Genomic DNA, 25,281 nt, shown 5'->3' on the forward strand with positions numbered 1-25,281 from the left:
TCCCACAGTCGCAGCACGGAGGTACGCATGACGAGGATCACCACCCGCCGGCCGAACTACCGTGACAACCTGCCGACCATCGCGGCGGATTTGGCTGCTGGCCTCCGCCGCCTGCACCTGCTGCTGGGACAGAGCGACGCCTCGCCGGGACGCGGCGGCCGGGAGCTGGGCGTCGACGCTCTGCACGAGATCGTCCTGCTCTACTCCAATGCCTCCACCACCTTCACCTACTTGGAAGGCAACCAGCGGTACGACGACTACGCGCACCTCCTGGACTGGCACGCGGCCTACTTCCACGACCAGGACCTGACCGCCGCGGCTGAGAAGGTCTTCGCAACGGCCGGCCCCTTCACCGGACGGGAGGACGAGGAGTTGCGCCTGAGGTGGTTGGCATGGCTGGCCGAGCAGCGGCAAGCCTCGGAGCAGATCAGACAGCGCCACGCTAGGACCGCGATGGAGATGCGTGCGGTCCTGAAGCGGATGGACGCTCGCAACGTCGAGTTCCTGAAGCGCCTGAGCATCACCTCCGGTAGCACGGGCCCGTCGGTGGCGCTAGCTCAGGCGGCGAGCCGACTCGGGGATTCCCGAACCAGAACCAAGCTCATCACGGCTTGGCGGCGACACGCCGAGCCGGGCGCCGCCGAGCTGACCCGGGTACTCGACGAGGCTGTTAACGTGCGCCGCGCCACCGTCAGCGTAGAACAGGATGAAGACTCTACAGTATTGGCGCAGACCTTCCAGGAGTGTTCCGTTGGCCCCGAGGAAGCCAGGTGTTTCCTTCGGGAGTTCGTGATCCAGGCTCGGGACCAACAGAGCGAACTGGAATCCGTGATCCGATCGGCGACGGGGTGCACCCAACGACCGATGGACCACTTCGGGCGTTTTCTCAGGATGCGGGTGCCACGTGGCGGCGTGCCGACGTTCAGGTTGGAGGCGTGCTTGGAGCTGCTGAGCACGCTGGCCTTGCGAGTGATGGGTGTCCAGCTCACCGCAGTTCCCGAGCAGCCCGCACACGCCTTTGTCTTCATAGTGGACCGTGGAGGCGAGGAACTGGGCAGTATCGACTTCGACTTGCTGCGCCCCGGCTCCCTGAGCTCGCACCCGCCCATTGACTCGATGACCGCCGGGAGTGGAAATCTGGCGCCGATCGGAGCGAAGGCGCACGTGCTGTGCCGGGTGCACCCTGAGTCCGGCTCAGATATCGGCACGAGCGGCAACCGCGTCAGCTTCACTGCCGCGGAGGAGATCTTCCACGAGTTCGGCCATGCCCTCAGCCATCTCTTGCCCTCCCACAGGCTGCCGAGCGAATCCGGCATCGGTCACCTGCCTCTGGAACGCTTGGAATGCGCCAGCACCTGGTGGGAGCGTTGGCTGTACCACCCAGACGCCGACGATGTGCTGTGCCCGGAGGGTGAAACGCTCCAGTCCCCGGCGCTTGCCCGCCAGGTGAGAGCACTGGAGACCTGGAGTACCACCCTTCAGTGCGCCGTCGCCGCCGCCGTCGACATGGAAGTGCACGCCAGCTCGACGGACGGGCATCGAGAGGCTTACGAACGTCTCAGTCGGGAGCTCTCACTGGGCGACCACTGTGCCTTCGGTGATCTCCCCGGCTACTTCACCCACCTGACGTGGCAGGCCGCTCCCGGCGCGGGGTTCCTCTACCTCTGGGGCGCTGCCAGCAGTGCCAAAGTCTTCCAGCGGTACCAGCAGGTGCGTCTTAACGATCTTCCCCTGCCGGGGCCACCGGACGAGCTCAGCGGACTGTGGCTTGCGCCGGCTCTCCGCAGCCCGCGGCCCGAGATCGATCCGTACTTCACGTTTCTGCGTACCGCTGTCGCGAACGGGCCCATGGATGTGACTCACTCGTGACCAAGAAGAAGGGCATCGTCATCGGCGCCAGTCATGGATGGGGTGCCTATCTCGCTGGTCGGCTCGCCGAGGAAGGCTGGGAGGTCACCGCGGTGGGGCGGCGGGCGAAAGCAGAGCTCCCCGATAGCGGCGAGGTGCGCTACTTGCGAGCCGACCTGGCGACTGCGGACGGCTACCGATCTGTGGAAGAGGAACTTCGGGAACAGACCCCCACGATGGTCGTCTACAACGCCGTCTCCTACGGCCCGCGCGACGCCCGGCTGCCGCCGCTGGAGGACCTGGAAGCGACGTTCAAGGTAAACGCGCTCGTGCCTTACCACCTCCTCCTCAACCACGTAAACCAGGCGTCGTCAGCGAATTTCTGCACCTATGTGGTCACGAACTCGGACTCGATCTACCATGCCAACAAGTATTCGGGAATCTACGCCGCAAGCAAAGCGGCCTTGCGGGTGCTGACCGCAGCGCTGGCCAGCGCCTGCCACTCCCATAATGCCGCCGCAGCCACCCTGCTGCTCGGGCCCCTAGCCGACGAGGCGAATTTCGAGAAGCTGCAGGAGGTGGCCGACCGCACAGGGGCGGAACTCGACGTGGTCATGCGCCGGTATCTGGCCAGGTCGAACCAGGCGTACGTGATCGACTCGTTCTTGTCCTACGAGTCCTGCGTGAAAAACGTGCTGACGATCGCGAGTCTGGGCTGCGATGCCAACGGAATGCTATGCAAGTTGGATGGCGGCTCGTCCGGGTCGCTGGTGTGACGGCCCGGGCGAACGCCCCGGAACAGGAGGCGAAGTGATGAACTACCAGGCACTGTGGCCGCTGCTGACGCCTCCCGAGCATCAGGGCCGCGAGGATCTCTGCGCGAAGTCCGCTCACCGTGTGCGGGTGACGCTGGCCGACGGCCGCGAACTGCTGTGCGCCACCAGCGGATTATGGAATTCCAACCTCGGGTACGGCAACCCGGCCGTGGCCGATGCGGTCGCCGACGCACTGCGCGAGGCTTCCTACCTCAGCGCCTGGAACGCAGAGAACGTCCAGGCGCGTCAGGCCGCGGCCGAGCTGATCGGACTCGCCGGCGCCGACCATTACGGCCGGGTACTTTTCTCCACGTCCGGCGGCGCGGCGAATGACCTGGCGATCAAACTGGTGCGCCAGTACCAGGTTCTGCGGGACAAGGCTGACCGGCGCGGGATCCTCGCGCTGAACAACGCCTTCCACGGATTGACATTCGGGGCGGCAGCACTCACTCACGCACAACTCGGGCAGCAAATGTACGGGGTGGACCGCCGCCTAGTCGGACACGTGCCAGCTAACAATGGGGTCCGACTCCAGGCGGCACTGGAGCGCCACGAGGGACGGATCGCCGCGCTGTTCGTCGAACCTGTCCTCGGATCTGGAGCCATCCCGCTGAGCGATGAGTTCGTCGCCGACATTCTGCGGCTGCGCAGGGAGCATGGGTTCGTGCTGGTCGCCGACGAGGTGTCCACCGGCTTCGGCCGCACCGGCGGCACGGTGTTCGCCAGTGACCGCTGGCCCGAGCCTCCCGACGTACTCGTCACCGCGAAAGCCCTGACGAACGGCACGCTCGCAGCATCCGCAGTCATCGTCTCGCGCGAGATGTCCGAAGCGTTCCTGGCGCCCGACGTGCTGCTCGGCCACGCCGAGACACAAGCCGGCACACCGGCGGTGGGCGCGGCGATCAGCGCGACGGTGGCGGAACTCCGCCGACTAAACACCCCCTCGCTCAGCGAGAAGGCCGGCCGCCGTCTCGGGAGCGAACTGGCCGCGTTGGCGGCCGAGCAGCCCGCCATCACCTCGGTCACCGGCAGGGGCTGCATGTGGGCGCTGCACCTGAGCGTACCGGGCGGCAGTGAGCCGATGGCACAGGCGGAGGTGTCCGATCTGGTCAGAGCGGTTCGTGACGCCGGGGCCATCGTGCACCCCGGGCCGCACTGCCTTCAATTGATCCCCGCCCTCGTGTACGAAGACGCAGAGATCGATGAGTTGTTGTCGACCCTACAAAAAGGCTTCGCCAACCACCTGACGACGGGCGGTCACCGATGACGGCGGCCTACGACATCGTCATCGTCGGCAACGGCATTCTCGGCATCGCGAGCGCACTCGAACTCGTCAGGGCCGACCCGGCGCTGCGGGTCGCGGTCGTCGGCCCGTCAGATCGTACGGGCGGCGCCTCAGCGGCTGCCGGGGCGATGCTGAGTTGCTTTGGTGAGGTCACCCACCGGACGCTGGCGAGCGAGCCCGGCCGCGTCAAGTTGGAGCTGTCGCTCCAAGCGCTCGAAGAGTGGCCCGCCTGGCTCGACGGACTTAACGACGAACTCCCGGACGAGCGGGAACTCGCAATCCGCGAAGGCAGCTACGTCTTGTTGAACAGCTACGGTGGCCGGCTCGACAGCCTCAACTACCGAGCAATCGTCGATGCGGTCTGCGGCTACGGCCGCAAGTTCGAGATCCTCCCGCTGGGCGAGGTCCCGAACCTGGACCCAGCGGTGAACGCCCGGCCGTTGGAGGCCGTGCACCTCCCCGAGGAGGGCTCCATCGATGCCCGTGCCGTCCTCGACCGCGCTACCGAGGTTGCCAGGCGGAACGGCGTCACCATTCACGATGACAGCGTCGTCGGCTGGCAGCAGCAACGCGGACGTGGTCAGGGCGTCCTGCTCAGGTCCGGGGAGGCCCTCAGTGCAGGTAGCTTCCTGGTCGCCGCTGGCGCTTTCACCCCCGCGATTGTCCAGGACTTGAAGGATCCGGCGGCTCCGCTGATGCCCATCCTCTCCGGCGTCGGGGTGGCCGTCACCTGTCAGGCAACCTCATCGGGGCTGCGGCACGTTGTACGCACGCCGAACCGGTCGGGTGGCTGCGGGCTCCACCTGGTGCCAGGCGGCGACACGGTGTATATCGGCGCCACGAACGACGTGCTGCTCAACCCTGGCGCCTGGTCGAGCCTGGGAATGGCGCACTTCCTGGCCAGCGGGGCGATGGAGCAATTCGACCGGCGACTGTTCGGCAGTTCGGTCACCGCATGGCATGCGGGTAATCGACCGCTCCCCTTGGACGGCTACCCCGTCGTAGGGCAGCTTTGGCAGGACAACGTCTGGGTGCTGTCCGGCACCTACCGCGACGGCTTCCATTGCGCGCCGGTCCTCGCGCGCCACGCGGCAGACCTGGTGCGCGGTGGTTCCGGTGTGCTCGGCCACGAGCTGTTCGCCCCACTGCGGCCCCCGTTGCGCACCCTGAGTCAGGAGCAGGCGGTCGACGAGATAGTGCTGCACTGCGTTTCGCAATTCTATCAGTACTCACCGCGCCTGGCTCCTTGGATGAGGATCACCGAGGGAATGGAAGGGCAGGTACGCAAGAGGACCGAGGCGACATACCACGAGCTTGACAGCGAGGTCGGCCTGGCACCGGAACTGCTGGAACTACTCAACTGGGGGAGGGGACGAAAGCAGGCTATCACAGCGTTCCGCCGTTATCTCGCTTCCGCGATGTGAGGGCAGCGAGAGCTGTCCCAATCCATCGGAAGCAGGCTTGTGGCCTAAGACGCTTGAACGGGACGCCGGGTGGTGGGTATGAATCTGAGTACTCGCATCCGCCCGCACATGGCGACGCAATCACTCAGCAGGGGAAGCATGAAGAAGCTCGGGATCATCGTATGCGCGCACGACGGAATATCCAGTACTTACGGAGGCGTCGGCGTAGCGACCGACGCCTACTTCGAGAGCATCAATCGGATACAGTTCGAACTCCACGAAGAGTACGAAATCCGCGTATGGGCCATAGCGCCACGAATTTCTGAATCGAACGCCGGATACAGCCAAGCGCAGCTCCAGAAAGTTCGCCGCATTTGCCAGGAGACCGGAGGTGACGTTCTTGAATGCTGTCACGTCTCGGATGGCGTCGACCAGTACGGTGACGCCAGGAACTGGGCCGTCACTTCAGCGACGGCGGCACTGCTAGCTTATCAGGCGCTCAAGGAATACAAGGCCACGGATGCTGTTGTCATCGCAGAATGTACTCCGTTCGCGAAAACACCTCTCATCCTCAGGAAGCACATTGACTTCGATATCAATATTCAAGCACTGTGGCTACCGCATTCTACTACTCTGATCGAGGAACGTGGCAGATACAGTACCGCAAGGCTGAATTTCGAGTTGAACGTAGTCAGGGGTATCAACTCCACCCCTGGGCTGCATGTCGGATACATTGGCCCACACATGCGCGATCACCTCGAACGCGACTACGGCGTCCGGCCGGAAAAATTGACACCTGTGATCAACGGTGTACCAGAAAATAGAGCGTCTATTTACTCGCAGGATCTGATTCGCGAGGCTCTCGTGCGGAGATCAATCCCTACAGACAAGCAGATAATTTTCTCTTTCGGTCGAGGAATGAAGTACAAAGGCTTTGACATTTTCCTGCAAGCCGCAAGAGAACTGGACCAACTGGACTGTCACTTCGTTCTCCAGGCTGCCGTCCCGTCAATTGATTACCCAATCGTGGCGGATCTGAAGAAGCTACAGAGTCCGAACGTCACTCTACTGTTTGACCTTGATTTCGTACTACCGAGACAGCTCATGCAATGGGACAAGACCGAGGTGGTGGCCGTGCTATCGCGGGTCGATGCCCAGTCCTTTGTGCCGATGGAGGTTCGCTCGTACGGCAAGGCGCTCATCCTCGTGTCCAACAGAGACGGGTTGCCTCGGCAGGTCCGCGACGGGCAGGACGGCTTCATCACAGACCTGGAGGTCAATGAAGTGGCCAGAACGATGCAGGAAATCTTGCACCTACCCCGAGCACGAAAAGCCGAGATTGCGGCTGCCGGCGTCCGTCTGGTCCAGGAGGAATACGACATGTCGAAGAACTTCACTACCGCGATCGTGCGGCTCTTGGAGGGTGATGCGGCAGCGCACGTTCCGGCAGGTGGTCAGACGAACTCTGCTGCCTGACCACGAGCGACCACGTGTCCGTCGCGTCGGGCAGGGTGGACGTCAGTAGCCAAGCCAACTCGCGGGATCAATCCGACCTTAGCCAGTACGCTGAGCCCAAGGAGGCATATGTCGGACGAGTGTTTTAGTGCACCGCAGTTGGCTGGCATCTACGACGTCCTCCACCCCAACCGCAATGATCTTGAGCCGTACCTCTGCTTGGTGCGGGAGTTGGGAGCGCGCCGTGCGCTGGACATCGGCTGCGGGACAGGAGTGTTTGCACTGCTGATGGCCGCACGCGGCCTTGAGGTCATCGGTGTCGATCCGGCCGAGGCATCCATTGATGTCGCCCGAGCGAAACCAGGTGGCCACCATGTGCACTGGATCAGTGGCGATGCTACAGCGCTGGCTGACCTGGCCACCGTCGACGTAGCGACGATGACGGGCAACGTCGCTCAGGCCATCGTGGATCCGCTGATGTGGCGCCAGACCCTGCGTGCCGCCTACCGGGCACTGCGGCCAGGCGGGCATCTGATCTTCGAGACTCGGAATCCAGCCATGCGTGCCTGGCAGCGGTGGAACCGTGCGGCCCCGCGCACGATGACGCGGATCCCCGGCGGAGGAGTCGTCGAGAGCTGGCCTGAGGTGATCAGCGTGGAACTGTCGCTGGTGACGTTCCGAAGCACGTACGTCTTCGCGCCCGGAGGGCAGGTCATGACATCTGAGTCGACCCTGCGATTTCGTGAGCAGGAGGAAGTAAAGGCGGATCTGACCGCGCAGGGCTTCACGGTTGCCGAAGTCCGTGATGCTCCCGACCGCCCGGGCAAGGAGTTCGTCTTCATCGCCAGGCGGCAGGTATGAGGCGGCTCGGCGTTTACACCTGGCGCTACCGCGGCCCTACCCCGTCACCTTCTTGATCAAGTCTAGTGAGGGCCTGCAGACCACCGGCCACGGCATGACCTGCTGAGACTTTCCCAGTAATGAGTTGATTTATTTCGTCCGGTTGCGCTCGTGTTGATGACACCCTCCGAATAGGGCCAGATACCCTCGATGAACTTTCCCCCGTTTTGGCTTCGCTTGCGGCACGTCGTTCGCGCTGCTCAACGGCCTCCGACCCGGCCTGGATCGGCTGATAGGTACCGGACCCATCCAGGGGTCGAACCAGGTTCAGCATCGGCGCCGAGGTGCAACAGTACAGAAAGGCTCGACTTCCTGAGTATCGCAAGATTTAGCGGTCCGACGTGCTTCGCGACCGATCGGGCAAGAAGAGTATCCAGTGCCCCGGGTGCCGTCGCCGACGCCTCGAACCGCTCGGCAGCTTCCTCGAGACGCGAGGCCAGGTACGCCTCGCGGGCAGCCTTCTGTTCTTCGCGATCTCGCCCGGTCCGTTCTCTGGCGGCCTCATGATCCAACTCTCAACGGAACTTCTCGTGGTCGTAGGCACCACTGCGCGCGGCTATCTGTCTCCCCGTGGGAGCTGATGACAACTCTAGGTGGAGAAGCCGGGAACCACTACGTCTTCCGACCACCGTCGACCCATCCGGGCGAGTCGAGGGGACCTAGGGTGTGTCTCCCAATGCGCGGAGCCAGGTGACGATCGCCTTCAGGACGGCGCCGCCGCGGAAGGTCAGGGCGAGCTTGTCGTAACGGGTGGCCAGCCCGCGCCACTGCTTGACGTGGCAGAACCCGCACTCGACGACGTTGCGGTTTCGGTAGTCGACCGGATCGAATGCGGGCGGTCGGCCACCGCGTGAGCCCCGTCGTTTGCGGTGTCCCTGCTGGTCAGAGGGCTCCGGAATGACAGCGATGATCCGGCGCTCGCGCAGGTGCCGGCGGATCGCGCGTGAGGAGTAGGCCTTGTCCGCGCGCACGCGTTCAGGCCGGGTCCGGGGTCGTCCCGGGCCCGGTCGGGCGATGCTCAGGCGCGCCATCAGGTGCGGAAACATTGGCGAGTCGCCGCCCTGGCCGGGGCCGAGGAGGACCACCAGCGGGCGGCCGTGCCCGTCAACGAGCTGGTGGATCTTCGTCGACAGCCCTCCGCGGGACCGTCCCAGCGCGTGATCTGCTGGTTCGGCGAGCAGATTCGTGTAGTTCGATCCGGCCCCCTGTGTCGCGCTTGAGGGTCGCGGCGTGCTGGTGGGCACGGATGATCGTGGAGTCCACGCTGACCGCCCACCCGAGCACCTCGGCGGCGTCGGCCTCGACCAGAAGAGCAGCCAGGATGTGGTCCCAGGTGCCGTCGCCGCTGTAGCGGCGGTGCCGCTTCCACAACGTCTGCCACGGCCCGAACTCGGCTGGGACGTCGCGCCAGGGAAGCCCGCACCGATACCGGTAGATGATCCCCTCGATCACCCGGCGGTCATCGCGGAACGGGCACCCGCGACGACCCTCGGAGGAGGGCAACAGCGGCGCCAGACGGGCCCACTGGACATCAGTCAGGACAGCGGTACGCGGCACCGATCAAGCATCGCGCACCCCGCTCCGCCTATCTGGGAGACACGCCCTAGCTGCTGCATCGATTGTTGGACGCCGGAGGCGACACCGGCGAGCTCCGCCGGGGCGCTGCCCAGGATCGCCTGGATCGCCGCCACCATCATGAACCCAGCACCGAAACCAGCCAGTACGAGCGCGGGCGCCAGCGACAGGACGCTAGAGTCGACACCGATCGTGGCCAGCAGGCCCAGCGACGTGGTGGTGAAGGCAGCGCCGAGCACCAACGTCGGACGGACCCCGAGCCGGTTGGTAGCCCAGCCCGCCAGCGGTGCCGCGACAGTGAAGACGGCGGTCAGGGGCAGCAGCGCTACCGCGGCCAGCAGACCGTTGCGTCCTTGGACGCCCTGCAGGAAAAACATCAGGTAGAACATGATTGCGAAGAATGCAAACATCGTAGCAACCATGACGACCGTTCCGATCGCGAAGGAACGGTCGGCGAAAAGGCTCAGCGGCATCGTCGGGTACTCCACCCGGCGTTCGATCATAATGAACACCGCGAGCAGCACTAGCCCGACGAACAGCGGGATCAGCACGGCGGCGGAGAACCAGCCGCTGGTCTGGACACTCGTGACGGCCCACACGACGGTTACCATCGCCGCGGTTAAGGTACCTGCACCCCACAGGTCCAGCGGTGCCTTCGTCCGATAGCCGCTGTCCGGGATCACAAGCAGACCGACGACCACGCCGATCATGCCGAACGGCAGGTTGACAAGAAAGACCCACGGCCAGCTCGCGTACTCGATCAGAGCACCGCCGAGCATCGGGCCACCGGCCAGCGCCACCGCGGTGACCGACCCGAACAGACCCAACGCCATCGGCAGCTTGTTCGCCGGGAACGACACCTTCAGCACAGCGAGACCAGCCGGTCCGAGCAGCGCCGCGAACAGTGCCTGGAGCACCCGCCCGCCAATCAACACCTCGACCGACGGCGCGATGCCGCATACCAACGAGGCCAGCGAGAACCCCCCGACACCGATCAGAAACGCCCTCTTGTGACCGATCCGATCGGCAAGGTTGCCCGCCGGGATCAGGAGCCCGGCGAGCACCAGCAGGTAGGCGGTGGTGACCCACTGGATCTGGCTCGGGCTGGCAGCGAGATCGGTCGCGATCGCGGGATTGGCGGCTGCGACCACCGTGCCATCGATCTGGACGACCATGATCCCCAGTGCCACGGCGAGCAGGCTGAACCAGGCCCGCGGCGACGCCTTCTCCGTCACGTCTTGGCCCCGGAGGGCCGTGCCCTTCCTGGCAACTTCCTCAGCCATCTCCGCGCTCCTTCCATGTTCCATGAGCCGCGTCACTCGATCGGAGCGCACGACGAATTCGCGGCCCGGTGGTTCCGGGTCGCCGTGCAGGGTTCGTGATGACCCCTGGTGATGCTCATCGAGGCCAGCCGGTCAGCTCCGGCGGACCGTGATGGTGCCCAGTGAAGTGCGGGCCCGGACCGTGGCGACCCGGGTGGCCTCGGGCCTGCGTGCGGACAGCGTCAGCAGGTTGCGTACCGACCCCAGCCGTGTGACGGCGTCCAGCTCTGCCGCCGTGCCGTCCGGCAGACCGACCTCAACGTCACCGACAGCCGTGTCGAGTCGGGCAGTTCCCTCCACCAGCTGCTCAATGCGAATCGTCCCAGCGGCCGTCCGTGCGGTGAGCTCACCCCGGACAGAGCGAACGACGATGTCGCCCTTCGCTACGTTGACTTGCACCACGCCGGACAGCTCGCCAATCGAGCAGTCACCGCTGGAGTTGCGGACGACGCCACCGGACAGCTTCTCCACACGGATCGGGCCGAGCCCGGTGGTGAGATTAGCCGGCCCTGAGATGGAGCCGATCGTGATCTCCCCCGTCGACGTGCGCAGGTGTGCCTCGACCGTCGTGGACACCCGGATGCTGCCGACGCCGGTACGGATGCGCACGTCGGAGAGTGGGCCGGTAGCCCGGAACGTGGCCGAGGTGGCCTCACCGGTGATCGACGAGTGTTCGGGGAGCTCGATACGGACGTCGACGGACCCGCCGTTGTCGAAGGGGCTGTACTGGCGCCACTTCGGCACCTTGATCCGGAGCTGGTCACCGAGCAGGTCCACGCGGGTCTGCTCGGCGGCCCGACGGTCCAGCGACGACGTCTCGTCGGTGGGAACCAGGTCGACGACGGTGTCGTCCCGCTGACCGGCCACGATCGTGACATCCCCGACAGCCAGCTCCAACAAGACCGACACCGGGCCGGGTGTGGCGAAAGTCCGGGCCGGGCCGCTCACCGCACCCACCCTGTCATCCGCTGGCCGCGCTGGGGGGCCCGGTCGTGCCAGGCACCTCGGCCCACCTCGGGGTCGATGGACCCTGCAAGCGCGGAGGTGGCGGCCCGGACCAGCCAGGCGTTCACCGACAGTCCCTCGCCGCCCGCTGCCTCCTCGATCTGGGTCTTGAGCCACTCGGGGGGGCGGAAGTTGATCCGGGCGGGAGCAGCGTCCTCACCAGCGGACATGCCGACGGGAACGGGGGGAGCCACCGGACGGGCCGGGGCAGCCCACTCGTCCTCCCACGCGACCCCCGCGGGCGTGCTCACCACGAAGCTCGGCTCGCCCGCCTGCAAACGCATGTCGACCGACCCTGGAGCCATCTCCCGAGTGATCTCACTCGCGGCCGCGGAGAGGACGTTCAGCAGCATGAGCTGCACCGCCGACTCCAGAGGTGCGGTAAGCCGTTCGGCCAGCTCACGGGCGTCGTCGCCACCTGCGGCCGCCGCGACGAGTAGGTCCCGCCGCAGGGCGCTCACGTAGGTCGCCAGATCCATGGCGCCATCTTGGCATACCTTTGGCGCCGTGACAACGTCGCCTTGGTCAGTTTAAGAGCGTGTTTGAGAAGGGTCGGCGTGTCTGCGCTGGATGCGTCCGGGTGTGGTCCATCGTGGAGGAGTGGCTCGGCGTAGGCGGCGGTACCCCTCGGACACCAGCGATGAGCAGTGGGCGTTGATCGAGCCGCTGCTGCCAGCGGCGGGGGCGGGAGGCCGGCCGGAGAAGCACGCGCGCCGTGATGTGGTGGATGCGATCCTCTACGTCGTGCGCGCCGGGTGCGCGTGGCGGGCTCTACCAGTGGATTTCCCGCCGTGGCAGACGGTGTACTGGTACTTCAACCGGTGGGAGCAGCAGAGGGTCACCGAGCAGATCCTCCCGATCGTGCGCCGTCAGCTACGCGCTGATGAGGGCCGCGACCCCGAACCCAGCGCGGGGATCATCGACTCGCAGTCGGTGAGGGGCGCTGACACGGTCGGGCGGGACACCCGCGGCTATGACGCCGGGAAGAAGGTCAACGGTCGGAAGCGGTTCATCGTGACCGACACCCTCGGCCTGCTGCTGACCACGATGGTGTGCTCGGCGTCGGTGCAGGACCGCGATGGCGCCAAGTCGATCCTGCTCGACCTCTACCTGCGCACGAGGGTGCGGTTCGTCTACGCCGACGCCGGGTTCGCCGGGCGCCTGCTGGACTGGGCGACCACGATCCTGCACACCAGCGTCGAGATCGTGCGCAAACCGCCTGAGCAGCGCGGATTCGCCGTCCTCCCGCGGCGGTGGGTGGTCGAGCGGACCCTGGCCTGGGTCACCGCACACCGCCGCCTGGCCCGCGACTACGAACGCCACCCCGCAGTGTCCGAGGCCATGATCCGCTGGGCGGCGATCAACACCATCACCCGCCGCATCGCCCGTGGCGAACCCGCCCGACGCCAGCAGAAGTACGTAGTCACACCCTCAACATGATCTTCTCAAACACTCTCTAAGAGTTCCCAGGGTGCAGCTACTTGTCGCTGTCACCGGGCTTGCGCAGCTCCGGCGAGTCCCCATCGCTTCCAGCTGCGCCGCCAGGCCCGTCGCGCCTTCTTATCGTCAGGAACGAGGTTCAGGACGAATTCCAGCGCCCCGAAACTGCGGTCGGAGAATACGCCGAGGCAGTAGACGACCCGTTCGTCTTCGAGCACCCCCACACTGCGGCATGGAAGAAGTAGCAGCAGCGCGGTCGACCAGTTCCGAGCAGAGCACGGACCGGCTTGAGAGTCACCTACCTCGTCGTGGGCGCGCGGATCAGCGCGGAAGCCGAACCTCGCGAGGATCCCTGAGCGGACGACGACGACACCGGCTTCGGTGCGAGGACGTCGACGCAGCACCTCACAGCGGGGGGCAGGGGCGCGGAGCGAGCGCCACCTCCACACTCGCGTCGTCCAAGACCGGTACGGACGGCGTCCATCTAGGAATTGGCCGAACAGCACACGTCGAAGTGCAGCGGCGAGCACATGAGGTAACGCCGACCGAGTTCGATGTCGAAAACCGTCCAAGATTCCGTCGTCGTCATGGAAAAACTGTTTCGAAAGTCACTGGGGACAACACTGTAACTGGCCACCAGGAATCGAGGAACGGGGCCGCCGCCGGCTCCCGACGGTATCGGCCCGTTTCCGACAAGACAGGTCGCGTTGGCTCGGCGGGCGGACGCCAGCGGACGCGAGCCCAGTGAGGTGTTCTCAGTAGTGGTGGTCGTTCCGCTGCGACACGCCGAGGGAGTGGAGATGTCTAGGACATGGGGCAGGGCCCCGGTAGAGCAGTTGGTCGACCAAGATCAACGAACTCTCCGAGGCCCCGCATGTCCGATCCTGTCACCTACACCGCTGTCCTCCCGATCGGGGAGCACACCGTGGCCTACCTGGCTCGGCTTCTGGCCGCTCAACGCTGTCGCCGCGGTACCCGCCCCCGGCGGCGGGCGTTGACCCCGTTCGCCCAGGCAGTGCTGGTGATCCGCTGGTTCTGCGACGCCACCCGGGTCCGGCACCTGGCCCGCGACAACGCGATCAGTACCGCGACCACCTATCGCTACCTGCACGAAGGCATCGACGTCCTCGCCAGCGCCGCACCCGGGCTGCACGGTGCCCTGCTCGCCGCCCGCCTCGCCGGACACACCCACGTTCACCTGGACGGCACCCTGATCGCCACCGACCGCTGCCGCGCGCTCGGCCCCACCGCGGGGGTCGACCTGTGGTGGTCGGGTAAACACCACCGCCACGGCGGGAACGTCCAGGTCGTGTCCGCCCCGGATGGATGGCCGCTATGGACATCCCCGGGAAGACCCGGGCGCGAACACGACGTGACCTGTGCCCGAGCCCACCCCGGTCTGCTCGAAGACCTCGATCACTGGATCGATGATGACCACGCCGCGCTGGGCGATCTCGGCTACGAAGGTGAGGCCCACCGACTCACCGTGCCGATCAAACCCATCCCCGCCGGCGGCCGAACAGTCGATCAGCGCACCGTCAACAGCCTGCACTCAGCCACCCGAGCACTCGCCGAACGAGCAAACGCCCTGCTCAAGACCACCTTCGCAACGCTACAGCGAGTCACCCTCTGTCCCTGGCGCACCGGCGCGATCACCGCCGCCGCGCTCGTGTTACTCCACACCGAATACGACCGCACAACATGATCACCACGCTACTGAGAACACCTCAGTGTCCCGTCGCCAGGACAGGAAGCCGCGTCAGCGCGGACACGCCTGCGAGGCCGATGGCGCCACAACGCCCAGCCAATGGCGCCTTATATCTCGACTCGCACCGGGAGCGCGCCCTAACGTCGGGCAGAGTTTGTAGTCCGATACGAGCAGGAGGCCAATCTCCATGGCTGTGACCACCGTCGACCTCGCCACCGAGCTAGGGTGTGTCTCCCAATGCGCGGAGCCAGGTGACGATCGCCTTCAGGACGGCGCCGCCGCGGAAGGTCAGGGCGAGCTTGTCGTAACGGGTGGCCAGCCCGCGCCACTGCTTGACGTGGCAGAACCCGCACTCGACGACGTTGCGGTTTCGGTAGTCGACCGGATCGAATGCGGGCGGTCGGCCACCGCGTGAGCCCCGTCGTTTGCGGTGTCCCTGCTGGTCAGAGGGCTCCGGAATGACAGCGATGATCCGGCGCTCGCGCAGGTGCCGGCGGATCGCGCGTGAGGAGTAGGCCTTGTCCGCGCGCACGCGTTCAGGCCGGGTCCGGGGTCGTCCCGGGCCCGGTCGGGCGATGCTCAGGCGCGCCATCAGGTGCGGAAACATTGGCGAGTCGCCGCCCTGGCCGGGGCCGAGGAGGACCACCAGCGGGCGGCCGTGCCCGTCAACGAGCTGGTGGATCTTCGTCGACAGCCCTCCGCGGGACCGTCCCAGCGCGTGATCTGCTGGTTCGGCGAGCAGATTCGTGTAGTTCGATCCGGCCCCCTGTGTCGCGCTTGAGGGTCGCGGCGTGCTGGTGGGCACGGATGATCGTGGAGTCCACGCTGACCGCCCACCCGAGCACCTCGGCGGCGTCGGCCTCGACCAGAAGAGCAGCCAGGATGTGGTCCCAGGTGCCGTCGCCGCTGTAGCGGCGGTGCCGCTTCCACAACGTCTGCCACGGCCCGAACTCGGCTGGGACGTCGCGCCAGGGAAGCCCGCACCGATACCGGTAGATGATCCCCTCGATCACCCGGCGGTCATCGCGGAACGGGCGCCCGCGACGACCCTCGGAGGAGGGCAACAGCGGCGCCAGACGGGCCCACTGGACATCAGTCAGGACAGCGGTACGCGGCACCGATCAAGCATCGCGCACCCCGCTCCGCCTATCTGGGAGACACGCCCTAGAGGTCCTCGCCCTGCTCCCCTTCGGCCAGACGAACTACCAGATCGCCCGACGGCTCGGCATCACCGAGGGCACGGTGAAGCGACACCTCACCAACATCTACCGAAAGCTGGACGCCGTCTCGCGGATCAACGCGATCACGAAGGCCACTGCGGTTCCCCCGAGATCGTGGAGGGTTCTTATGCCGCGTCTCGGGTGAGGGCGGCGTTCTCGTAGTTGATCGGTGAGAGCCCGGCGGCGGCACTGTGTCGCCGCCGGTGGTTGTAGAAGCCGTAACACCAGTCGATGACCGCCGCCCGCGCCCTACTGATGGTGTCGAAGTCGTTGCGGGACAGCACTTCCCACTCCAGGCTGGAGAAGAACGCCTCCGCCGCGGCATTGTCGAAACACGACCCGACCCGGCCCATCGACTGACGGATGTCGAGCCGCCGACACAGAGCGGTGAACGCGCCCGCGGTGTAGGTCGACCCGCGGTCGGTGTGGAAGATCACCCCGGCGATTCGGTCCGCCCCGCCGCGGGCCGCCACCGCCATCCGGATCGCCGCACACGCCAGCTCGGCGTTCGGGTGCAGCCCCGTGGCCGCGCCGAGCAGCCGCCGCGAGTACAGGTCGATCACCGTGGCCAGATACAACTTCCCGGCCGCGGTGGGGATCTCGGTCATGTCCCCGACCCATCTGCGGTTCGGCTCGGCCGCAGTGAAACCCCGACGAAGCAGGTCCGGGAACTTCGGCGCCGTGCGGTCCTGGCGGGTCAGCCCGTTGTGCCGCTTGATCCGGCGGGCGACCAGGCCCTGGCGGCGCATCGAGTCCGCCACGGTCTTCTCCGACACCCGCCATCCGGCCTCACACAGGTCGGCGTGCAGACGGGGTGAGCCGTGTAGCCGCTGGGCGTCGTCGAACGCCACGGCCACGGCGGCGTCCAACGCGCAGCGGCGCTTCTCGGTCGCGGTGGCACCACCGTCGGAACGCGCGGCGCGGTCGAGCCACTTGTACAACCAGGAGATCGACACCCCCAACAGGGCGCAGGCCAGCGTGTGCGGCACCCGGTGGAAGGTCCTCTGGTCGGCGATGAAACGGGCCACGCTCACTTCGTCGCCTCCTTGACCCACAGGACCACGGATCGCTTGAGGACATCACGCTCCATCCGCAGCTCGGCGTTCTCCGCGCGCAGCCGCTTGAGCTCCTCGACGCCGCCGCGAGACAGGCCCTCGGTGTCCTCGCGGGCCTCTCGTGCACGGGCCACCCAGTTGCCCAGCGTGCCCTCGTTGACCCCCAGGTCACGGGCGACCTGGGCGATCGGCTTGCCCGTCTCCTCCACGACCCGGACCGCTCCGTCACGGAACTCCCGGTCGTAGCGCTTCCGTACCTCTGGCATCGCTACCCCTTATAGCTGATGCCTCCCCGATCATGGGGGAACCGCACACCGAGACCGGTCTGATCGACGGGATCGGTGAGCGTGGCGGCCGCGGCTGAGCACCGCTCACAGGACAAGCAGGCAGGTGGCCAACACCACCAGGTGCACGGCGTACTGGGTCCACATGAAGACTTGGTAGGGCCGACGAGCGGGCCGCGCGCCCTCCTGCGGGAGCAGCAGCTCAGCCACCAGCACAGTGGCGCCGGCCGCGGCAGCCAGCGCCGCGGGCACGAGCAGCGGGGCAACCAACGCCGCGGCTACGCCGAAGCCAATGGCCACCAGGACCGTGGCCCCCGCCGTTGCCCGCCGGGCGACGCGCATCCCAAACACGACCGGCCAGGTCCGGCGGCCCGCGACCCGATCGCCGACCACGTCGGACAAGTCCTTGCTGAGCCCCCCGCACGCCATCCAGCCCGACATGCTCAACGCTAGGACCACGACCTCAAGCGGGAGGGCCCCAACAGCCGCCACTCCGAGCGCGTACGTGCTCACGCCGAGGACGGCGACAGCTGACATGAAGGTGGAAACCCGGTTCTTCAGCGGCAGCGGCCCGAACGAGTAGGCGATGCCGGCCGCGAGGTAGGCGGTCACGGCGACAACCGCCGGCGGCCCGACCGACAGGGCGAACGGCACCGCGAGTCCCCCGGCGGCCGCGGCCAGGAGCGCGGCGTGGCGCTCATCGAGCCTGCCGGACGCAATCGGGCGGCGCGAACCGTTGGCGCGGTCTTCGACGACGTCAGCCACCCCGTTGGCCAAGTAGACGGCGAACGCCGACAGAAAGACCGCCGTGGCAGACGTAAGGACCGGCAGCAACTCGCGGATCCCGCCGATCGCGGTGCCGGCCAGCACGACGGCCGTGAAAAATCGCAGCAGGGACACAGCCTGCACCACCGGCCGCGACTCGACCAGGGCTGCGGCAAGCGTCTTCGTCAACTGTGACGAGCGGGACATCGTTGCCCCACCCATCAAGTCCACGTGAACACCCCGTCGACGACGCTTCGTCACGTTCGCCACCTTGCAACATTCCATGATGCGACGCATCACACAAACGTCACAGTCGGGCTACTACTTTCGTGTACACGAAAGACAGTCCGAATGACTAAAAACATCCGGTCACCAGCCCCGCACTTCTGGGCAATTGGCCAGGCCCTGCCAGCCACGCCGACTACGACTGCAACGCGCCCTGGAAGAACGGCACAATGCCGCCCTGATGTGCATCGCCCGACGTCGGGCCTGTGCAAGGAACGGTGGTTCCGGCCCGACACGCCGGGCTCGGGTCCGGTGGGATGGGCACTGTGAGTGATGACATCGGACCTTGTGGGTTCAGCCAAGGATGAGACGGGTTCAGGGCGTCAGCTCTCGCCCGAGCAGGCCGCCGCGGCGGCGATGGTGGCCGACGCGCGAGCACGCGGCCTGGAGCTGACCGGCCCGGATGGGCTGTTGAAGCTGTTCACCAAGAACGTTCTGGAGACTGCGCTCGGGGAGGAGATGACCGAGCACCTCGGGCATGCAAAGAACCGGGCCGACCCGGACCGGGAATCGACGAACAACCGGAACGGTCACCGGTCGAAGACGGTGATCTCCGATGCTGTCGGGGAGGTCGAGATCGAGGTACCGAGAGACCGCGACTCGACGTTCGAACCCCAGATCGTTCGGAAACGGCAACGGCGGTTGGGGGATGTCGATGAGATCGTGTTGTCGCTGTACGCGAAGGGTTTGACGACCGGGGAGATCTCGGCGCATTTCTCGGAGATCTACGGGGCGTCGGTGTCGAAGGAGACCGTCTCACGGATCACCGACTCGGTGATCGCCGAGATGCAGGAATGGGTGTCGCGGCCACTCGATGCGGTGTACGTCGCGGTCTTCGTGGACGCGATCATGGTGAAGGTCCGCGACGGGCAGGTCGCCAACCGGCCCGTCTACGCGGCGATCGGGGTCACCGTCGACGGCCGCAAGGACGTGCTGGGCCTGTGGGCCGGCTCCGGTGGTGAGGGCGCGAAGTTCTGGCTGGGGGTGCTGACCGACCTGCGTAACCGCGGCATGCGGGACGTGTTCTTCCTGGTCTGCGACGGGTTGAAAGGCCTGCCCGAGGTGGTGGAGAACGTGTGGCCACAGACCATCGTGCAGACATGCATCGTGCACTTGATCAGGAACTCGTTCCGGTTGACGTCGCGGCGTGACACCGATGCGATCAAGCGAGGGATTCGGGCGATCTACACGGCCCCCACCGCCGACGCCGCTCTCGCTGCTCTCGATGACCTCGACGAGAAATGGGGTCGCACTTATCCGGCGATGATCCGGTTGTGGCGCAACGCCTGGACCGAGTTCGTTCCGTTCCTCGACTACGATGCCGAGATCCGTGCCGTGTTGTGTTCGACGAACGCGATCTGGGTGTTTAGATCAAGGAGTCGGTCAGGGCGTTGCTTCCCCGGCCGATGCTCGAGGCGGCCAGCCCTGACTCTGAACGCTATTGACGCCGTGAGGCTGTCTTCGATTCGAAGTGTCGGGCTGGCCGCGTGAGCGCAGGCCCGCGGTGCCTGGCTTGAAGAGAGCCTGCCTGACTCAACCCAGATCTGCCGACACCGCGGGCCTGCGCTGTCCACGATAGGCCACGCAGACGGGAACAAGTGTTGACGCACGAACACGGTGTCGCGGGGATCGATCCTCACAAGAATACGGCTACCATCGCAGTCCTCGATCATCGAGGCGGCGTGGTCGACAACAAGTCCTTCTCCATCACCAAGGGCGGTATCGATGAGCTGCTGACGTTCCTGCTCGGTGTCGAGCTGACGATCGACCGGATCGGCATCGAAGGATCGGGATTTCTCGGCCAGCCGCTGGTCCTCGCGCTCGCGGCCGCGGGTTACGACGTGCGCGAAGTCCAAGCCAACCGCACCGCGGAGCGGCGTAAGCGTCGTCGTCGGGCCAAGACCGACGCCGAGGACGCGGAGGCCATCGCCCGAGAGGCCCTCAGCGACCCCGAGCTGCCTCCGGCCGGGAAGCACACCGCGCCCAGCCCGACATGGCAGACGCTCACGGTGATCCGCGACTGGCGTGAATCTCTTGTCCTGCAGCGTGTTCGGCTGCTCACCGAGTCCGAAGCAGTACTCGTCACGCTCCCCGTCGCCATCCGCGCCACGTTGCCCTCGACCAGCCGCGTTCTCCCGCAGCTCCAGTCCCTGGTCGACGGCGTCGCGAACCCCGATCTGCTCAGCCCAGCCGAGCGGCTCAAGCTCGACCGGCTCGCGGCCAGCCTGAACGACATCATCACCCTGACGGCGCGGATCAAGGAACTCGACCGACAGATTCCCGCCCTCCTCAGCGACCTTGGCTGCACCCTCACAGAGGTCCGCGGTGTCGGCGTGGTCACAGCCATGGATCTTCTGGTCGAGATCGGCGATCCGTGCCGGTTCACGACCGAGGCCCAGTTTGCACGCTGGTGCGGAATCGCGCCCGTCGCCCTCTCGTCGGGTGAAGGTCACGGGCCGGCCCGTCGGCACCGACTCGACCTCGGCGGCAATCGAGCTGTCAACTCTGTTCTGCACATCGTGCACGTCACGCAAGTCCGATGCCACCCGCCGGCGAAAGAGTACATGGCGAAACGGGTCACCGACAACAAGACAAAACGTGAGGCTCGGCGAAGCCACAAGCGGCAGCTCGCGAACATCATCATCAGACTCGAATCCGCGAGTAGGCTATGAGCTGATCTTGGTCGGCCAAAGTTGATGTTGCTTGGGTCGGGAGTGGGGTGGTGGGCAAGCGGGCGGCCCGAGTGTCGCCTCGGGTGGCGGGTTCCTGTGCTGGTCGGGGCCGGTGCGGCCGGGTCAGGACGGAGCGGGCAGGGCGCGGACGCGGGCGAGGACCTCGGCGAGTAGGTGCTCGCCGGGTGGTAGGCGCAGGGTGAGGCCGCGGGCGTGGCGCACGAGGCGGGCGGGGATGGTGATCAGCCGCCGGCGCAGGGTGGCGATCATGGCCTGGCCGCCGCGGACGCCGTGCCCGACCAGGCGCCCGTCGCGGGTGCGGGCGGTGAGGTGGTGCAGCCACCCGCTGGTGGTGGCGGCCAGGAGTGCGCCCCACATCCAGGCTCGGTTCACCGCGAGGTGTCCGGAGGGGAGGTGGCGCAGCGCGGCGCCGTGCTTGGTGTCGCGGAACAGGTTCTCCACCTTCGTGCGGTGGCGGTACCAGTACTCGGCCTGCGCGGCTGCGGCAGGTGTGGAGACGTCGAGGTTGGTCACGATGAACGAGTAGGCGAACACCCCGTCGACCTTGGCCACCGTAGCGAGGTCGTCGAGCGGGAGCGCCCGCTGGGCGGGGTGCAGGGTGCGTCGGCGCCGCGCTCGCGGGTCACCGGAGACCTGGCCGTGGTCCAGGTCGAGCCGGACCCGACGGATCAGCAGCTGGGTCGCTGCGGGCCACCAGTTCGGGCAATAGTCGGCCACCGCGACCTGCGCGCCGGTCATGTCGATCGCGTCGGTCCACCCGTCGGCCGCGACGCCGTCGAGGATGCGCCACAGCGGCGCGATGCGTCGGGCGCCGATGGCGAACTCCACGCCGACGAACAGGGCTGCGCGGGCGAGCTGCCCGGCGAAGTAGCCCGCGTCCGCACGCACGCGGACTCGCCCCGCCCGCGCCTGCGCGGGGAGCGCGGCCAGCGCCCGGTGGAACAGCTCGGCGCTGGTGGCGCGGGGGTCATCCCGGCCCGAACCGAGGTCAGCGGCCAGCACCACCGCGGTGTCGGCCCAGGTCGCGACGTGCGGGCGGGCGACCCGCTGGCCTTGGTGGTTGAACGCCACGCCCTGCTTGAGCCGGCCGTAAACCTCGACATCGGTGGTGTCCAGATCGATCGTCACGTCCGCCGTCAGCTGCTCGGCCCGGTCCGGGTCGACCTGGGCGAGCAGGTCCAGCGCGGTGGTGTGCACGTCACCGAGCCCCCGGTCTCCACCGCCGCCCACTGCCCCTCGATGAACTTGCGCGCGAGCCCGGCGGCGGTCGTGGACGCCAACCCCGGCACCGGCGTGAGTGCCTGCCCGGCGGTGTCGGCGCGGTGCCGGTCCAGCCCGACCAGGAAGTCCTCCCCGCACAGCTGCGCCGCCGACATGCCGACCAGCATCTGCCCGGCGCTGCACCCGCGGTCGCGGTCCTTGATGGGCCCGACCGCGGCGTCGAGCTTGTCGATGATCCCGAGCCGGTCGATCAGCTCGGTCACCGCGGCCAGCCCGGAGAACCTGGTCAGCGCCGCGTCCGGCGCGCCGAGACGCACCCGCGCACACCGCGGGCGTCGCTTGCGTACTGTTCGCACCTGATAGGTGTCCTCTCAACCCGCAATGTCGTGTCGTCGCAAACACGATCATCGCAGGTCAGCGGGCACCTATCGCCATCTCCCCAGTCCGGCCACCAGCGCAACTCGCGGATTCGGGTCAGACACATGTGGACCGACGCAAGACGCTCCACGGCGACCACACCGACCAGCTCCGCAGCTGCTGCTTGACAAGAGAGCTTCGAATCACTCAACGCCCGCTACCGCCGAGCGGTACGGGCGCGAGGGCATTTCCCCAGCGAGGCGGCCGCGTTGAAATGCCTGTACCTTGTGACCCGCAGCCTCGACCCGACCGGGCGAGGCCGCGCACGGTGGACGATCCGATGGAAGCCGGTGATCAACGCCTTCGCGATCACGTTCAGTGACCGCTGGCCGTCCGCCGAGCACTACTGACCAACAACGCCGGAACCACCGTTCCTGTTACAGACCCGAACCGTGACCTGAAAGGGCACTGAGCAGCGCAAACGACGCGCCGCACGGACTCATCAACTGGGGAAGTTCAGAGAGCGAGACTGGCCCACTTCAGGGTTCTGGCGCACTTTGCGTGATCAGGGGCGGCGTGGCTCCGTGCTTCTGACCGGACCTTGGAGCAAGATCACTCGGATGTGATCTTGGTCGGCTGCTGCCGCACCTCGCGTCGCTGGCGATCGAGGGCTTGGTCGAGATTGGTGCCGGAGTGGTCCTGCACGCTCGGCTCCGCAGCGAGGAAGCGGCGTGCACGAGGTGCAAGAACACGTCGAGACGGGTGCACAGCCGGTACCAGCGGCGCCTGTCCGACACGCCGATCGGGGGCCGGCCGGTGGAGCTGCGCCTGCAGATCCGGCGGTTCTTCTGCGACAACACCGCCTGCGCGGCGCGGACATTCGCCGAGCAACCCGACGAACTCACCATGGCACGGGCACGGCGGACGTCGTTGCTGGCGCGGACGCTGACGGCGGTCGCGGTCGCGCTGGCAGGACGTGCCGGAGTCCGGCTCGCGGCCCGCCTGGGGTTCACGACCAGTCGCGACAGCCTGCTGCGGATACTGCGCGGCCTGAACGACCCGCAGGCCGTGGCGTTGCCCGTGCTCGGAGTGGACGACTTCGCGCTCCGCCGCGGCCATGTCTACGGAACCGTCGTGGTCGACATGACCACGGGCCGACCGGTCGATCTACTCCCGGACCGGGAGGCCACGACGTTCGCCGACTGGCTCTGTCGTCGGTTCGTGAAACCTGACCCCGCGCGGGTATCGGGAATCTTGACCCCCTCCCGCCAGGCTGCGGGAGGTGATCACGGTGGAGGACTGGGCAGAGATCCGGCGGTTGCACCGAGCCGAGGGATTACCGATCAAGGAGATCGCCCGGCAGCTCGGCCTGGCCCGGAACACGGTGCGGGCGGCGTTGCGCAGCGATCGCCCGCCGACCTATCAGCGGCCATCGCGGGGCTCGGTCGTCGATCCCTACGAGCCGGCGATCCGGGCGTTGCTGGCGACGTGGCCGCGGATGCCCGGCCCGGTGATCGCCCAGCGGATCGACTGGCCCTACTCCGAGGGGCCGTTGAAGAAGCGACTGGCGAAGATCCGGCCTGAATACGTCGGGGTCGACCCGGTCAGCCGCACCTCCTATCGGCCGGGGGAGCTCGCGCAGTGCGATCTGTGGTTCCCGGCAACGAAGATCCCAGTCGGCGCCGGGCAGGCGCGGATCCTGCCAGTGCTGGTGATGGCGCTGGGCTACTCGCGGTTCCTATCGGCCACGGTGCTGCCCTCACGCCAGACCGGGGACCTGCTCTCGGGCATGTGGCAACTGATCACCGGACTCGGCCGGGTTCCCAGGACTCTGGTCTGGGATCGTGAGGCCGGGATCGCGATCAAGGGCCGGGTCAACGCCCCGGTCGCCGGATTCGTCGGCACCTTGGCGACCCGGATCCAGCTCGCCCCGCCGAGGGACCCGGAGTTCAAGGGCATCGTCGAGCGCGCCAACGGCTATCTGGAGACCTCGTTCCTGCCCGGGCGCTCGTTCACCTCGCCCGAGGACTTCACCGCTCAGCTCGACGGGTGGTTGGTCCGGGCGAACCAGCGCACGGTCCGCTCGATCGCCGGTCGTCCCGCCGAGTTGTTGGCCGCCGACCACGCCGCGATGACTGTGCTGCCCCCGGTCGATCCTGGGACAGGCCTGCGTCATCGGACCCGGCTGGCACGTGATCACTACGTCCGGGTCGACACCTGTGACTACTCGGTGGACCCGCGGGTGATCGGCCGGTTCGTCGACACCTACGCCTCCCTGTCGACGGTGACCGTGGTCTGCGACGAGGAGATCGTGGCCCGCCACAGCCGGTCCTGGGCACAGCGGGTGGTAGTCAACGACCCGGCCCATCTGGCCACGGCGCAGGCGCTGCGGCGCGAGTTCGCCGCCCGACGCGAGGCCGGCGCCCGCGCGGCTCGTCAGCATGCCGACGGCCACACCGTGGTCCTGCGGGCGCTGCCGGACTACGACGCCCTGTTCGGCGTCGACTTCGACCCCACACCCGACCTCGACCCGAATCCTGACACTGCGGAGGCGACACCGTCATGAGCCCGACCAGCGCTACTGCCGGCACGAATGGGACCCGCACCACCGCGACTAAGAGGTCGTTGCAGAAGTCCGGGAGCGG

General features: G+C 66.9%; 23 protein-coding genes and 2 pseudogenes. 13 read left to right on the plus strand and 12 right to left on the minus strand.

The window, feature by feature from the left end:
* Nucleotides 1-27: 27 nt before the first annotated feature.
* The 6 genes from AFB00_RS05115 to AFB00_RS05140 all read left to right on the plus strand — a co-directional run bounded on the left by AFB00_RS05115 (nucleotide 28) and on the right by AFB00_RS05140 (nucleotide 7,667).
* A complete protein-coding gene (locus tag AFB00_RS05115; protein ID WP_068796267.1) occupies nucleotides 28-1,869 on the plus strand; it encodes a M3 family metallopeptidase in 1,842 nt (613 codons plus the stop codon).
* Entirely contained in the window at nucleotides 1,866-2,624 is a 759-nt protein-coding gene (locus AFB00_RS05120) for an SDR family NAD(P)-dependent oxidoreductase (RefSeq protein WP_068796268.1), read from the plus strand. The genes AFB00_RS05115 and AFB00_RS05120 overlap by 4 nt, the downstream gene beginning before the upstream one ends.
* 37 nt (nucleotides 2,625-2,661) lie before the next feature.
* The gene (mpaD, locus tag AFB00_RS05125; protein WP_068800025.1) at nucleotides 2,662-3,930 is read left to right on the plus strand and encodes a daptide-type RiPP biosynthesis aminotransferase; all 1,269 of its coding nucleotides are present in this window, start codon (nucleotides 2,662-2,664) and stop codon (nucleotides 3,928-3,930) included.
* A complete protein-coding gene (locus tag AFB00_RS05130) occupies nucleotides 3,927-5,372 on the plus strand; it encodes an NAD(P)/FAD-dependent oxidoreductase (protein ID WP_068796269.1) in 1,446 nt (481 codons plus the stop codon). The genes mpaD and AFB00_RS05130 overlap by 4 nt, the downstream gene beginning before the upstream one ends.
* A 138-nt stretch (nucleotides 5,373-5,510) precedes the next feature.
* On the plus strand, nucleotides 5,511-6,827 hold the full coding sequence (locus AFB00_RS31395) for a glycosyltransferase family 4 protein (protein ID WP_197519756.1): 1,317 nt from the start codon (nucleotides 5,511-5,513) through the stop codon (nucleotides 6,825-6,827).
* Between the two features lie 108 nt (nucleotides 6,828-6,935).
* Nucleotides 6,936-7,667 (plus strand): class I SAM-dependent methyltransferase, encoded by a 732-nt coding sequence (locus AFB00_RS05140; protein WP_068796271.1) that lies wholly within the window; start codon nucleotides 6,936-6,938, stop codon nucleotides 7,665-7,667.
* Nucleotides 7,668-8,365: 698 nt separating this feature from the next.
* On the opposite strand, the gene AFB00_RS36010 is transcribed toward AFB00_RS05140, so the two are convergent.
* The 5 genes from AFB00_RS36010 to AFB00_RS05165 form a co-directional block, all read right to left on the minus strand.
* Nucleotides 8,366-8,887, minus strand: a complete 522-nt coding sequence (locus AFB00_RS36010) for an IS5 family transposase (RefSeq protein ID WP_442965863.1) — start codon at nucleotides 8,885-8,887, stop codon at nucleotides 8,366-8,368.
* Entirely contained in the window at nucleotides 8,811-9,263 is a 453-nt protein-coding gene (locus tag AFB00_RS36015; RefSeq protein WP_442965844.1) for an IS5 family transposase, read from the minus strand. Before AFB00_RS36015 ends, AFB00_RS36010 begins: the two co-directional genes overlap by 77 nt.
* Entirely contained in the window at nucleotides 9,242-10,564 is a 1,323-nt protein-coding gene (locus AFB00_RS05155; protein ID WP_197519757.1) for a DHA2 family efflux MFS transporter permease subunit, read from the minus strand. The genes AFB00_RS36015 and AFB00_RS05155 overlap by 22 nt, the downstream gene beginning before the upstream one ends.
* 132 nt (nucleotides 10,565-10,696) lie before the next feature.
* Nucleotides 10,697-11,551, minus strand: a complete 855-nt coding sequence (locus tag AFB00_RS05160) for a DUF4097 family beta strand repeat-containing protein (RefSeq protein WP_068800026.1) — start codon at nucleotides 11,549-11,551, stop codon at nucleotides 10,697-10,699.
* The gene (locus tag AFB00_RS05165) at nucleotides 11,548-12,087 is read right to left on the minus strand and encodes a hypothetical protein (protein WP_068796274.1); all 540 of its coding nucleotides are present in this window, start codon (nucleotides 12,085-12,087) and stop codon (nucleotides 11,548-11,550) included. The genes AFB00_RS05160 and AFB00_RS05165 overlap by 4 nt, the downstream gene beginning before the upstream one ends.
* Nucleotides 12,088-12,178: 91 nt before the next feature.
* On the opposite strand from AFB00_RS05165, the gene AFB00_RS05170 reads away from it, so the two are divergent.
* Both AFB00_RS05170 and AFB00_RS05175 read left to right on the plus strand, forming a co-directional pair.
* Nucleotides 12,179-13,048 (plus strand): IS5 family transposase, encoded by an 870-nt coding sequence (locus tag AFB00_RS05170; RefSeq protein ID WP_068795877.1) that lies wholly within the window; start codon nucleotides 12,179-12,181, stop codon nucleotides 13,046-13,048.
* Nucleotides 13,049-13,922: 874 nt separating this feature from the next.
* On the plus strand, nucleotides 13,923-14,753 hold the full coding sequence (locus AFB00_RS05175; RefSeq protein WP_068796054.1) for an HARBI1 family protein: 831 nt from the start codon (nucleotides 13,923-13,925) through the stop codon (nucleotides 14,751-14,753).
* A 223-nt stretch (nucleotides 14,754-14,976) separates the two neighbouring features.
* On the opposite strand, the gene AFB00_RS36020 is transcribed toward AFB00_RS05175, so the two are convergent.
* Together AFB00_RS36020 and AFB00_RS36025 are read right to left on the minus strand one after the other, a co-directional pair.
* A complete protein-coding gene (locus AFB00_RS36020; RefSeq protein ID WP_442965863.1) occupies nucleotides 14,977-15,498 on the minus strand; it encodes an IS5 family transposase in 522 nt (173 codons plus the stop codon).
* Entirely contained in the window at nucleotides 15,422-15,820 is a 399-nt protein-coding gene (locus AFB00_RS36025; protein ID WP_442965845.1) for a transposase, read from the minus strand. Before AFB00_RS36025 ends, AFB00_RS36020 begins: the two co-directional genes overlap by 77 nt.
* Between AFB00_RS36025 and AFB00_RS31410 the strand changes: the two genes are divergently transcribed.
* Nucleotides 15,753-16,121 (plus strand): helix-turn-helix domain-containing protein, encoded by a 369-nt coding sequence (locus AFB00_RS31410; RefSeq protein ID WP_231974227.1) that lies wholly within the window; start codon nucleotides 15,753-15,755, stop codon nucleotides 16,119-16,121. The genes AFB00_RS36025 and AFB00_RS31410 overlap by 68 nt on opposite strands.
* Here AFB00_RS31410 and AFB00_RS05190 read toward each other — a convergent pair.
* From AFB00_RS05190 to AFB00_RS05200, 3 genes are all read right to left on the minus strand, one after another.
* A complete protein-coding gene (locus tag AFB00_RS05190; RefSeq protein ID WP_060710839.1) occupies nucleotides 16,102-17,010 on the minus strand; it encodes an IS3 family transposase in 909 nt (302 codons plus the stop codon). The genes AFB00_RS31410 and AFB00_RS05190 overlap by 20 nt on opposite strands.
* On the minus strand, nucleotides 17,007-17,297 hold the full coding sequence (locus AFB00_RS05195) for a transposase (protein ID WP_060710840.1): 291 nt from the start codon (nucleotides 17,295-17,297) through the stop codon (nucleotides 17,007-17,009). The genes AFB00_RS05190 and AFB00_RS05195 overlap by 4 nt, the downstream gene beginning before the upstream one ends.
* A 105-nt stretch (nucleotides 17,298-17,402) precedes the next feature.
* Nucleotides 17,403-18,341: a UbiA family prenyltransferase gene (locus AFB00_RS05200; RefSeq protein WP_197519758.1), complete on the minus strand. Its 939-nt coding sequence runs from the start codon at nucleotides 18,339-18,341 to the stop codon at nucleotides 17,403-17,405.
* 297 nt (nucleotides 18,342-18,638) lie between these two features.
* Here AFB00_RS05200 and AFB00_RS05205 point away from each other — a divergent pair.
* Nucleotides 18,639-19,748: pseudogene (locus AFB00_RS05205) on the plus strand (IS256 family transposase); the annotation flags it as partial.
* 215 nt (nucleotides 19,749-19,963) lie between these two features.
* Nucleotides 19,964-21,037, plus strand: coding sequence for an IS110 family transposase (locus AFB00_RS05210; protein ID WP_083275289.1), 1,074 nt, complete (start codon nucleotides 19,964-19,966; stop codon nucleotides 21,035-21,037).
* 123 nt (nucleotides 21,038-21,160) lie between these two features.
* Here AFB00_RS05210 and AFB00_RS05215 read toward each other — a convergent pair whose 3' ends face one another.
* Both AFB00_RS05215 and AFB00_RS33845 read right to left on the minus strand, forming a co-directional pair.
* Nucleotides 21,161-22,255, minus strand: a complete 1,095-nt coding sequence (locus tag AFB00_RS05215) for a transposase (RefSeq protein WP_068796276.1) — start codon at nucleotides 22,253-22,255, stop codon at nucleotides 21,161-21,163.
* Nucleotides 22,195-22,596: a hypothetical protein gene (locus AFB00_RS33845; RefSeq protein ID WP_068796277.1), complete on the minus strand. Its 402-nt coding sequence runs from the start codon at nucleotides 22,594-22,596 to the stop codon at nucleotides 22,195-22,197. Before AFB00_RS33845 ends, AFB00_RS05215 begins: the two co-directional genes overlap by 61 nt.
* 234 nt (nucleotides 22,597-22,830) lie before the next feature.
* Here AFB00_RS33845 and AFB00_RS32965 point away from each other — a divergent pair.
* A pseudogene (locus AFB00_RS32965) lies at nucleotides 22,831-23,046 on the plus strand (transposase); the annotation flags it as partial.
* Between the two features lie 872 nt (nucleotides 23,047-23,918).
* Complete coding sequence (gene istA, locus AFB00_RS34605; RefSeq protein ID WP_156819389.1) at nucleotides 23,919-25,202, plus strand: IS21 family transposase; 1,284 nt, start codon at nucleotides 23,919-23,921, stop codon at nucleotides 25,200-25,202.
* Nucleotides 25,203-25,281: the final 79 nt, after the last annotated feature.

Origin of the sequence: Pseudonocardia sp. HH130630-07, assembly GCF_001698125.1 — a bacterium.
Taxonomy (GTDB): Bacteria; Actinomycetota; Actinomycetes; order Mycobacteriales; family Pseudonocardiaceae; genus Pseudonocardia.